This is a genomic window from Ehrlichia japonica, assembly GCF_000632845.1.
Classification (GTDB): Bacteria; Pseudomonadota; Alphaproteobacteria; order Rickettsiales; family Anaplasmataceae; genus Ehrlichia; species Ehrlichia japonica.
Genome location: NZ_CP007474.1, coordinates 966,494 through 978,971, shown reverse-complemented (window position 1 = coordinate 978,971; position 12,478 = coordinate 966,494). Strand labels below are relative to the sequence as shown.

At 30.4% G+C, this 12,478-nt stretch carries 9 protein-coding genes; 5 read left to right on the top strand and 4 right to left on the bottom strand.

From position 1 onward, the window contains the following. Positions 1 to 531: a cytochrome b gene (locus EHF_RS03810; protein WP_044195409.1), complete on the bottom strand. Its 531-nt coding sequence runs from the start codon at positions 529 to 531 to the stop codon at positions 1 to 3. 196 nt (positions 532 to 727) lie between these two features. Here EHF_RS03810 and EHF_RS03805 point away from each other — a divergent pair, with 196 nt between their 5' ends. Beyond that, on the top strand, positions 728 to 2,293 hold the full coding sequence (locus EHF_RS03805) for an ABC transporter permease (protein WP_044195407.1): 1,566 nt from the start codon (positions 728 to 730) through the stop codon (positions 2,291 to 2,293). Positions 2,294 to 2,602: 309 nt separating this feature from the next. Here the strand turns inward: EHF_RS03805 and EHF_RS03800 are convergent, their stop codons facing one another. The 3 genes from EHF_RS03800 to EHF_RS03790 all read right to left on the bottom strand — a co-directional run bounded on the left by EHF_RS03800 (position 2,603) and on the right by EHF_RS03790 (position 7,280). Then, positions 2,603 to 4,120, bottom strand: coding sequence for an HlyD family type I secretion periplasmic adaptor subunit (locus EHF_RS03800; RefSeq protein WP_044195404.1), 1,518 nt, complete (start codon positions 4,118 to 4,120; stop codon positions 2,603 to 2,605). A 466-nt stretch (positions 4,121 to 4,586) separates the two neighbouring features. Further along, positions 4,587 to 5,204, bottom strand: a complete 618-nt coding sequence (locus EHF_RS03795) for a COQ9 family protein (protein ID WP_044195402.1) — start codon at positions 5,202 to 5,204, stop codon at positions 4,587 to 4,589. Positions 5,205 to 5,657: 453 nt separating this feature from the next. After that, positions 5,658 to 7,280: a ribonuclease J gene (locus EHF_RS03790; protein WP_044195398.1), complete on the bottom strand. Its 1,623-nt coding sequence runs from the start codon at positions 7,278 to 7,280 to the stop codon at positions 5,658 to 5,660. Positions 7,281 to 7,509: 229 nt separating this feature from the next. Here EHF_RS03790 and EHF_RS03785 point away from each other — a divergent pair, with 229 nt between their 5' ends. The 4 genes from EHF_RS03785 (at position 7,510) to fusA (ending at position 12,477) form a co-directional block, all read left to right on the top strand. Then, positions 7,510 to 8,091, top strand: coding sequence for a hypothetical protein (locus EHF_RS03785; protein ID WP_232228935.1), 582 nt, complete (start codon positions 7,510 to 7,512; stop codon positions 8,089 to 8,091). A 1,419-nt stretch (positions 8,092 to 9,510) separates the two neighbouring features. Continuing rightward, a complete protein-coding gene (rpsL, locus tag EHF_RS03780; protein WP_044195393.1) occupies positions 9,511 to 9,882 on the top strand; it encodes a 30S ribosomal protein S12 in 372 nt (123 codons plus the stop codon). A gap of 15 nt (positions 9,883 to 9,897) precedes the next feature. After that, positions 9,898 to 10,380 (top strand): 30S ribosomal protein S7, encoded by a 483-nt coding sequence (rpsG, locus tag EHF_RS03775; protein ID WP_044195389.1) that lies wholly within the window; start codon positions 9,898 to 9,900, stop codon positions 10,378 to 10,380. A 24-nt stretch (positions 10,381 to 10,404) separates the two neighbouring features. Then, positions 10,405 to 12,477: an elongation factor G gene (gene fusA, locus EHF_RS03770; protein ID WP_084475742.1), complete on the top strand. Its 2,073-nt coding sequence runs from the start codon at positions 10,405 to 10,407 to the stop codon at positions 12,475 to 12,477. Position 12,478: the final 1 nt, after the last annotated feature.

Sequence of the window (12,478 nt, the reverse complement as noted above, 5' to 3'; positions counted from 1 at the left end):
TTATATTATACGATTAAAAATATTATCCTTATCTATAAATTTATGCTTTAGTGCTGCTAGTATATGTACAATTATTAAAGTAGACAACATATATGCGCATATGTTATGGGCCTGTTGTGCAGCGTTAGCTATGTGTTTGTTGGAGTCAATTAATAATGGCACATTAAATGAAAAAATTTCTATTGCTTTTCCTGAGGCTGAGGACATAACATAACCAGATGTAGCCATTCCTATGACAGTAATATATAAACTTATATGTGTAATTTTAGAAATTAAAGCTAAGAAACATGAAAAGCTTTTAGGATATGAGGGGATAATTGAATTAAGCCTACATATTATGCGTAATATTAATAAAAATAACAATATTATCCCTGTTGATTTATGTAGGGAATAAAATTTCCCTATAGGATAATTGTCGGGGAATACCTCCATTTTCAAGCAAAACCCCATAATCAGCATTAATATGATTGGTATACCAGTTAACCAGTGCATTATCCTGAGAGAAATATGATATTGAGACTTTCTTGCCATTTTTTTATAAAAACGTTTAATGTCCCTATATATCACATACAGAGAAATTCTATCAATAAAATATTTTATAAGGTTTTAAGTGACTGATAGAGGTTGTTTATGTATAATAAATACATGACTGATCAATATAATTAACCTCAAAATAGTGTCGTTTCCAAATCTTTTAAAAAACGTTTTTCTGTGTGTATTGGTTGGGATGTTTATAGCCCCAATATTTTCATTGATTTCTATTATATTTACTGAAGATAAAACAATAGATCTATTAACATCTGTTTTGCCTGAATATGCTTTTAATACTATTATTTTGATGATAGGAGTGGGAATAATAGCGCTTGTTATTGGTATATCAGCAGCTTGGTTTGTAACTTATTATTCATTTTTTGGACGTAGATTTTTTGAAATAGCTCTTTTTTTACCACTTTCGATACCAGGGTATATAGTTGCATATGTTTATGTAAATATTTTTGAATTTTCGGGTCCTTTGCAAATCTTTTTGCGAGAAACTTTTCATTGGAGTAAAGGAGATTATTATTTTCCTAATGTTAAATCCTTGGGATGGGGGATTATTATTATAGGATTTAATCTGTATCCCTATGTATATATGTTAGTGAGAACAAGTTTAATAGCTATTCGTAGTACTATTGCAGTTGCTACCACGTTATGTCCTTTTAGGGGTAAAATTTTAACTTCCATTGCTTTGCCCGTAGTTCGTCCAGCTATTGCTGCTGGTGTATCATTTGTATTAATGGAAGTAATATCTGATTTTGGTACACCACAATTTCTTGCAATAGATACTTTTACTAGAGGAATATATAGGAATTGGTTTTTATTATATGATAAATATTCTGCTTGTTTATTTGCTTTTATTGCATTGTTTTTTATATTTTTGCTTATCATATTAGAAAAGTTATTTCGTGGTAAAGGGATATCTTATTCAACAATAAAGATGAATACAGAATATTATCATACTTGGAAGGTTGAGAATAAATTGAAACTTGTATTAATATATTGTGTTTGTTTAGTGCCAGTGTTAATAGGTTTTGTAATACCTATTGTACCTTTATTGTATTGGACTATTGAGAGAGTTGGAACATTAGTAGCTAATAGTAGATTCTATATATCTATATTCAATAGTGTTAGTATAGCATTTATAACAGCTATTATTACTGTTGTGATATCAGTTATTATGTCATACATAATCAGAAAAAGGGAATCGTTATCTTATATAATAAAATTTATTGTGATGGGTTATGCTGTCCCTAATACTATTGTTGCTGTAAGTGTTATGGTATTACTAGGAAGTCTATCACATTTTGTTACCTCATATTTTTCATTTGCTCTGATAGGAACAACATTTGGGTTAATATATTCTTATGTATTTAGGTTTCTTGCTATATCTTTAGGCCCTATAGAATCTGGATTAAATAAGATTCCAAAAGAAATAGATTGGTCATCTTTGTTAATGGGACATAATGTAATTTCTACGTGCTTTAATATTCATATTCCAATGATTAAGAAGAGTATATTAGTTGGGTTTTTATTAGTATTTGTTGATGTTATAAAGGAACTAGCAGCAACACTAATTATTAGGCCTTTTAACTTTGATACTATGGCTACTACAATGTATGAACTTATCAGTGATGAAAGATACACTGATGCAGCTCCATATGCTCTGGTTATAGTACTTATTGGGCTAATATCAGTAATTATATTATGTAGAATGTTTCAATATGATAGATCTAAATATAATAAAATTATGTAATAAATAATATTGTACAAGTATGTAACATGTAGGTTCTGTTTTTCTATATCTTGTAAAGTCTAGAAAATCTATCTATTACAATTGAAATGTTAAGTTATTTTTAGATAACTGCTGCATGTTTATAAGTTTACAATTTTGCACTATAAAATTTTATATTGAAAATGAATGTAGCTTTTAATATTTTCTATTGTTTTTTAATACTTTTTCTTTAATTGTACTTAGGCATGCTCTGTAAATATATAGTAATATTCTATATAAATGCGTTTGTATAATCTCTCAACTAGAAGTACCTTAAGTTTAGCATGTTTATCACCTTTCATTAAAAGCTTTTTCAAAAGTGCTGGTTATTGGAGTAAATAAGTAGTTAAGCAAAGTACGGGACTGGGTAATTATAAAAACTTCTACTGGCATTCCAGGATACAACTTTAAATTTTTTAGCTTTGTAGATTGTTTTTTTGGTATTATTACCTGTATCTTATAGTAACGCATTCCATTGACTTCACTTAAAGCATCAGCTGATACTTGTACTACTATTCCATTAATTAATCCAATTTTACGTATATTATAAGCACTAAGGCGTATTTTTGCCTTTAGTCCACGATAATCTTCATATGATACCATATTTTTATCTTTCATCTGTGCTGATAAAATCTGTTCAATATGTTTTGTTTGTATTTTTGCATCTATAATTAAATCGTCGTTTAATGGAACAACATTTGTAATAGGCGCTCCAGGAGTTATGACTCCACCTTCTGTGTGATATTTTAATCCTGTTATAATGCCTGTTTGAGGAGATCTTATTATAGTTCTGTCTAATATATCTTGGGCAGTTTTCATCTTTTCTTTTAAGTCTGTGATAGCAGATGTTACATCTTTAAGTTCAAAATTAATTTTATTTTGTACGTTGTTAGTGATGTTGATTATTTCTAATTTATTTTCTCCGATTTTTTGATTTACTGATGCAATAGCAGATTTAATTTGACCGATTTTTCCTTTAGATTCAGCATATTGACGTTTAAGTGCAATAATATGTGGTTTACTAATGTATCCGTCCTCTAAAAGACTTTTTTTTGTTTCTAGTTCTTCTTTGATCAATTTATGTTGAGTTATTGCTGAAGTTAATTGAGCAGATAATCCTGATAATTCTTGATGTAGCTGTTTTATGCGTTGTTGTAGAATATCTATTTGTCCGGATACGTTTTTTTTATGTGATTCAAATAATTGTTGCTGATTTTCTATTATTTGCATTCTTGTTTTTTCATCTGATAGATCCTTTATAGTATCTGGAAAGGTTAGAGATTGATTATTATATTTTATGGCGACTAACCTAGCTTCTGTTGCCAGTAAATCAAGCATCCGCTCTTTTATGATATCTAGATTAGCTTTGGCTGTAGTGTTGTGTAAATATATTATAGGCTGATCTTTTTGGACTAATTCCCCTTCTTTTACTAGGATTTTATTAATGATACCACCTTCTAAGTGCTGTATAATTTGTTTTTCTGATGAAGGGACTACTTCGCCTTGTGCAATTACTGAACCATCGAGTGGTGCTACTGCAGACCATATTCCAAATATGCCAAAGAATAGTAAGATAATGATAAAGCCAGTGAATAGTGGTCCCCACGATATTTTTAGTACTTCATTTATTGAATCTTTCTTATTGTACTTGAATAAAAGGTTTACCATGTTGTCTATGATAAGTAGTGATTTGGTCAATATATTTGATCCTTGTTCTTTTTTGTTATTCTCTAGATGTAGTGTGTGATGACCTAAAAGTTTTGGTAGTGATAACCCTACTTTTATGAAATTTCTGAATTTTTGATACATAATATATAATACGATAAGTGTAACATTTAGTTTATAACATATTTGGTGAATATTATAATGCACTATTTATCAGATAAATATCTTAAAATATCTTTACTTGTTCTAATATTTTACATTGCGTATATGAGGTTATTTATAATATTATCTGTTGTACAGTATTTCTAAATTAATATTTTTCTCTATTATAGTCTGTTAGCATTAATTATTGATAAGTTTAATATAAAATATTATTGGTTCTGTCAAAATATAGTGTAACACTGTGATGTAGTAAAAAATCGATGGTAGTTTTCTTAGTAATGAGTACTCTAGAAACGCGTTTTTATCATTAATAATTAACTATGTTTTTTGAGATTTTTTGTTGTAGATGAAATTCTTATACCTTTACACATTATGTAATGTAGCTATTTCTTCGATAATATTAACATTATTTATTGAAGAGATGTGGCTATAATAACTAATATAGTTTTTATTCATTGTCAAATTTGATTTTGAATATATTAAATTTTTCAGTCTTATTGGATACATAGGATTTTAATCTATGTATCTGTATTACATTATTAATCCGTCTTTCTAAAAAAAGAATAGTATCAGCGTGATTATTAGAGAAATCATTGATAAAATACATAATAGTACTTGTGTATACAACAGCTAATGTAATTCTTTTAGTATAATAATTAAAGTCAGTTGATTTATCACCAATTAGATACCAAATGTGGTCTACTAATTTATATAAAGATTTAGAAAAAAAACACATGTTATATAATGCTTCATACGATATGTTTTTTAGTAATTCTCTATAATTTGGTAATGAAGTATAATATATTAAGCATAGATGAACTGTATATTGTATTTTTTCACGTATTTTCAAATTATTAACGGTTTCTGTTTCATGGAATTTTGTACTTATAAAGTTCATCAAATCCTCATTTATGCTATTTAGTACATCATATATTCCATTATGAAATTTGCAAAATTCTTCACTTAAATTGAGATCAATACAAGCTTTTAATAGTGTATCATCGGATATCCCATGAAATGGTATTAACGCTATTGTTGCTTTTATTATTGATGATTGATTATCCATTATATTTTAATTGAAGAAGAACCACATCATACATATACAATGTTAAGATTATTGTGACAAGCTTAGAGTTTATATTATTGTAATATTAGAAACACTTATTGTTGGTAGTGTTATTACTGATAAGTAGTAAGTTGTCCAATGTATTGTTTATATAATTAGAAATGGTCTTGTGTCATAGGAATTAATTATTAATGAAATAGACAAGCTTTAATGTGTGTGTTTTTCTATTTTGATTATATCGCTAGTTTTATGGTATTGAAGTTATTTTTAACAAATACTTGATGGTTATGGAATATACAAGATATAGTTGTGTATTCTAAGTGTACTTCATAAATAAGTTGTTTTTTTATTATATCTTAGAGCATTGAAACCTATATTGTCTGTACATTATTGAATTATAGGGGGGCTGTGCAAATTGTTACTAAGTAAATATTTGTGCTAGTATAAGGGGTACTAGTTTATGTATTCTAGCTGTACTTCAACGAATGGTTTGTTTTTAACATTGTGTTTTAAAGCATTAAAAACTATATTTTCCACATGTTGTCGTATATTGTTTATTTTTTTAGAATAAAGTTCACTGCTTATTTTAGATGAGATTTTTTTGATAATTGCTCCACTATCAAAATGGTCTAACACCCCTGGAGCAAAAATTCTTGGCTCTTTTAATAGTTCTTTTTTATTATTTAAAACTAGTGTTATTACAATTATTCCTGAATCTTTCATCCTTTTCCTCATGGATATGACGCTACCTTGAGGGTGGTGTAAGAAATTACCATCAACACCAAAATAACCAGCTTTCACAGAATTAATCTTTTGTTTTTTTGTGAGGCTTATTACATCTCCTGGATGAACTATTATTGCTTTATCTACGTTACACTGCTTTGCAATTTTGGCATGTTCGTACATATGTATGTATTCCCCGTGCACAGGAATAGATAGTTTAGGCCTTACTAATGAATACATAGTAGCTACTTCATTTTTGGAAGGGTGTCCTGATACATGTACATGTTCCATAAATTCTGTAATAACATTAATTCCCATATTGACGAATTTATTGAATACACTATATATGCGCTTTTCATTTCCTGGAATTATTTTGGAAGAAAAGATGATTGTATCTCCATCTTCTAATTTGGTTAATGCATGAGAATTGTTAGCAAGTTTAGCAGTTGCTGCTAACGCTTCACCTTGACAACCAGTACAAAGTAGTAAAACTTGATTCCTTGGAAGTTTATTTGCTTGGTTGATGTTAATGAATTCTGGTATGTCTTGTAGATACCCGCTGTCTTGTGCAGCCTGTGTAATTCTTATAAGAGATTTTCCTAGTATTACTACTTTTCTATCTAATCTTTCTGCAATGTGTGTTATGGTATGGATTCGTGCAATGTTGGAAGCAAATAAAGATACGGCAACTTTTTGATTGCAGTTTTTTATTATATTGAACAAACTTTCTTCTAAGTCACCTTCGGATCCTGATTTGTTTTTAGTAAATATGTTGGTTGAATCGCATACAAGTGCTAAAACTCCTTCATCTCCTAATTCTTTTAACCTTTGTGTGTTCGATACAGGGCCAATCATTGGGTTATCATCTAACTTCCAATCTCCTGTGTGTACTACTATTCCTTTGTCAGTATGTAATGCAATTGCATTCATTTCTGGTATCGAGTGTGTCAAATTTATAAATTCAAGAGTAAAAGGACCAAGATTTAATCTTTTTGTAGTATCAATTTCTGTTATGTTGACTTCAAATGAATATTCTTTTAATTTTGCTTGCAGTAAAGCAGCGGTAAATTTCGTTGCATATATTGGACATTGTAAATCATTCCAGAGATACTGTATACCTCCTATATGGTCTTCATGAGCATGTGTTAATACTATACCAAGTAGATTCTTTTTATTTTTTTTTATAAAGCTGATATCAGCAACAATCATGTCTATTCCTGGCATATTGTCATCAGCAAAACCTGCTCCGAAATCAATGATTATCCATTTACCATTCAAATGATATAAATTGACATTCATGCCTATCTGTCCGACCCCACCTAAGGGTACAAACAATAAATCATCAGTATTCATTTATTAAGTACATTCTAAAAACTTAAGTAACAGCATATCTTATTTGTTGGTTAAAGGAAAGCATTAGAATAATTAATTATTATTAAATGATAAATTATTGTATATTTTAGGTCATTAATCACATCTAGAAAGGGATATTTAAGTTAATAAAGATAAATTTTAGGAAAATATATTAATGTATTTACAAATTAAAAACAAGAAACTTACTAATACATTAGAGCAGGTACGTATGGTTTGCTTGTTAATATATATTATAGGAGCAGTCTTGTTTTTATTAAAACATTATAATGTGATAGATAGCAATTTAAATACAATATCTAATTGGTTAGTTGGTTTATCAGTAATCATGTTTTTGGTATTATCTTGCATTAAATTTATTAATTGTGTTAAAAAACCCGAAAGTAATGAAGTGCAATTATTAAAAAATGATCGTAATTCTTGTTTTGTACAGGATACAAAAAATGGTAAAGGAATTAATAACATAACAATATTTAGGTACATGAGTAATATAATATTTGCTGGTGTTTGTGTTGTTACTTGTAATTTTTTGTTGCTATCTAATCTGTATGTTCAAGAAATATTGTTTTTAAATGTGTACAGTGTAGTGTTAATGACTGGTGCGTTTTTGGCAGGGTTATATTTTATTACTAGGTTTTTAGGCGCAGGTTTGGGTGTATGTAGTCACGTTATTGATAATATGAATACTCGACGTGCTAAATGTGAAGCTATTGATTTTGTTGTTAGTGAAGTTTGTGGGCAATTATCGATACCATCGTCTAAAAGTTATGTAAATGAGATTGTGCTCAGCTAGTTTTTTGTAATGTTAACTTGATTATCTATATCTCTAATGCTGACCCATTATTTACTCAGTCTAAATTATAAAATGTTTGATTGTGTGTTAACTTCTTGTTTAGAAGATGTGCATGCTTTATAGTATATCATCAAAATTTGGAATAGATATTAGGGTGTTCCTACAGTGGAGGGAGTCTTTGATGATATCTGTAGCAAGATTAGAGAAATAGCAATTTGGAGTCTACTGGATATATATAGTACGTTTTGTAGTCGGAAATTGAAGCCGCAACGTTCTAGATGTTTAGAGTGGTGTTTGTAATAAATACTATCTAATATTAAAACATGATCCTGATTTAGTAATACATGTTGATGATTACTTGAACTTAGGACAATTCAGTGTGTTGACATTAGAAGATGTAGAATGTTTATGGAGATAATAATGGCATGGAAAGCAATGGGTTAGAGATATCAGTCTTGTGCTGATAAAGGTACATTTTGTTTATTTGAGGCAATCATGGAAATTGTGAAAAAACACATATAGTATTGGTTAGGTCTTTATCAATATCTACCTTTTTTAGATGTGTGTAAAAACTGATTTGTCGAGATTTAATGCTAGAAGGTTAAGTAGCAAGGTATAGATTTTTATGTTTTTGGGGTCATCTGTATGAAAATAAAAAAATGTTCTTGATTCGTAGATTGAGCATTTAGAAAAGAATTTTACTGCTGTTAAAGAATAAACTTATTCTAATGATTTTGACGCATAATCTTTGTGGTCATATGCTATAAAAAGAGAAGACATCATGTTATTGTAATCTAAGAAGAAATTTTTGGTAATTTTTTTCTGATGGCGTTTTTATCATTTTGTCAAAGCATGTGAATCTGTTTCAAGTATTAGAAAGATCTAAGAGAAGGGAAAGCATGTTCTTATGCAAATAATATTGCTAATAGTGGGGTTGTACTTCATGCTGTTCCTGAGAATGTGGGATTATTCAAAAAATATAAGAGAGGTAATTGTAAGTATAGCAAAGAGTAAATTCAGTTTTGATGTTATAAGAATTTAAAGGTATCAAAACACCATAATTATGCCTGCTAATCATATAGCGAAAAAAGTCAAACAATTTTATATTTATTATTAAGTAGTAATAAAATTGGATGTAAACAAGCGTTGCTACAACTGTATTTGCTATGTTATTTGAAACATAGATAAGGAATGAATATAATGGTTGCAAATAATTTTTAATAGTATATCTATAAAGAGTACTTGAGTTGTTGGTGATATCTTGTTCTATTAAGTTTATTAGTTTTTGAAAAATCGTTAAATTTCTATTGACTAAGGTTCGTGATTCTTTTATAAGTAACGCATGCTCCTATTAAAGCTAAGATATATGGTGCTACTTGTATCTGTATTATTAATAATAAACTGTAAGGTTGTTACATTATGCCAACAATAAATCAATTAGTTCGCAAGCCTAGGAAGTCTCGTCCTTCGTTAAATAAGGCGCCTGCACTTCAGCATAATCCGCAAAAAAGAGCAGTATGCGTAAAGGTATATACTACTACTCCTAAGAAGCCAAATTCAGCTTTACGTAAAATTGCTCGTGTAAAAATTGCTGGTTATGGTAGTGAAGTTATAGCTTATATACCTGGTGAAGGACATAATTTACAGGAGCATTCAGTTGTCTTAATTAGAGGTGGGCGTGTAAAAGATTTACCTGGGGTCCGGTATCATATTATACGTGGAGCATTGGATTCTCGAGGAGTGCAAAATAGGAAAAAAGCACGTTCAAAATATGGTGTAAAGAAAAGTTAATTAATGTGGTAATATATGTCTCGTCGTCGTAGAGCAAGTAAAAGAGTTATTTCTCCTGATTCAAAGTATAATAGTGTGTTACTAGCACGTTTCATTAATGTTATTATGCGTTCTGGCGAAAGATCTATAGCTGAGAAGATAGTATACGGGGCTTTGGGTAAAGCGGAATCTCATCTTGGTGAGAATGCTATGTCGATTTTTAGTGCTGCTCTAAACAATGTGATGCCACAGATGGAAGTTCGTTCTCGTAGAATAGGTGGTGTAACGTATCAAGTGCCTGTAGAAGTAAAGGAAGACAGGGCAGTTTCATTAGCCTTACGTTGGATTTTTAAAGCAACAACAGCAGCGAGGAAACGTAGTAATAAGATGTATATGGATTGTTTGTGTAATGAGTTATTAGAAGCTTATAATAAACGTGGTGGTGCGTATAAAATGAGAGAAGAAAAATATAAGATGGCAGAAGCAAACAAGGCGTTTTCTCATTTTCGCTTTAATTAATATGTAATTTTTGGAGATAAGTTTGTGAGCATAGATAACGAGTTATCTAAGTGTAGGAATATAGGAATTATGGCGCATATAGATGCCGGAAAGACTACTACTACCGAGCGTATACTTTTTTATACTGGAAAACAAAATAGGATTGGTGAAGTTCATGAAGGTGCTGCGTCTATGGATTGGATGGAGCAAGAAAAAGAAAGAGGAATTACAATAACTTCTGCGGCTACTACATGTTTTTGGAATGGTCATAGGATTAATATTATTGATACTCCTGGTCACGTTGATTTTACTATAGAGGTAGAGAGATCTTTGCGTGTTTTAGATGGTGCTGTTGCTGTTTTTGATGGAGTTGCAGGTGTTGAACCTCAATCAGAAACAGTATGGCGTCAAGCTGATAAATATAATGTACCAAGGATTTGTTTTATGAACAAAATGGATAGAATGGGGGCAGATTTTTATCGGTGTGTTGATATGGTTGTTGAGCGTCTTGGTGCTACCCCGTTAGTGTTGCAATTGCCAATAGGAATTGAAAAGGATTTTGTTGGAGTTGTTGATTTATTAGAAATGAGATCAGTTATATGGGATGAAGATTCTTTGGGAGCAAGTTTTTACTATGGAGAAATTCCTAAAGATATGCTTGATAAAGCTCATGAATATAGGAACAAACTCTTGGAAAGTGCAGTTGAGCTTAATGATGAGGCAATGAATTTGTATTTTGAAGGTAAAGAAATATCTGTCTCTTTGTTAAAAAAGTGTATTCGTGCAGGAGTAATTCAGTCAAAATTCGTACCTGTTTTGTGTGGTTCTGCTTTTAAAAATAGAGGGGTACAGCCTTTATTAGATGCTGTTGTTGATTTTTTGCCTGCGCCTAATGATATTTCTATGATGGAAGCTATTGATGTAAAGACTTCTAATACTATAAATATAAAATCTTCTATTAGTGGCAAATTTGTTGCATTGGCTTTCAAAGTAATGACTGATAAATTTGTTGGTAGTTTAACTTTTATAAGAATTTACTCAGGTAAATTGTCAAGTAAGACTACAGTGCTAAATGCAGTTAAAAATTCTACAGAATCTATAGGTAGAATTTTGTTAATGCATGCTAATAATAGAGAAGATATAACTGAAGCAAGGGCTGGTGATATTGTTGCTTTAGCTGGGCTTAAAAAAACAGTGACTGGCGATACATTGTGTGCATTGGATCAGCCTGTTATTTTAGAACGCATGGAATTTCCTGAACCGGTTATGGAAATTGCAGTAGAACCAAAATCTACGGCAGACCAAGAGAAAATGGGTATAGCTTTAAGTAGATTAATTGCAGAAGATCCATCACTTGGTATGTGTGTGAATCCTGAAAGTGGGCAAACTATTTTAAAGGGAATGGGTGAATTGCATCTTGAAGTTATTGTAGATAGGATGCGTCGTGAATTTAATGTTGAAGCCAATATAGGTGCTCCACAGGTTGCTTATAGAGAAACCATTACTAAATCTGTTGAAATTGAGTATATTCACAAAAAGCAAACAGGTGGTGCTGGACAATTTGCAAAGGTCAATATATTATTTGAACCATTGCCTCCTGGTTCTGGGTTCCAATTTGAAAGTAAAATTACTGGTGGCGCAATACCTAAAGAATATATACCTGGTGTTCAAAATGGATTAGAGAATATTAGGGGAAGTGGTATGTTGGCAGGGTTTCCTGTTATTGATTTTAAAGCAATTTTAGTTGATGGTGCATTTCATGAAGTAGATTCTAGTCCTTTAGCATTTGAATTAGCTGCGAAAGGTGCTTTTAGAGATATGGTAAATAAAGCTGGCGCAGTATTGCTTGAGCCTATTATGAAGGTTGAAATAATCACTCCTGATGAGTATATGGGGGATGTTATAGGTGATATTAACAGTAGGAGAGGTAGAGTGGCTGAAATGCAAGATCGTCACAATACTAAGGTAATATTGGCATTTATTCCTTTAGCAAAAATGTTTGGGTATGTTAAGGATTTACGCTCTATGTCTCAGGGTAGAGCGCAGTATAGCATGTATTTTTCTTGTTATGAGCAAGTACCTGATAATATAGTAGCGAATGAAATAAAAATTAAATAAT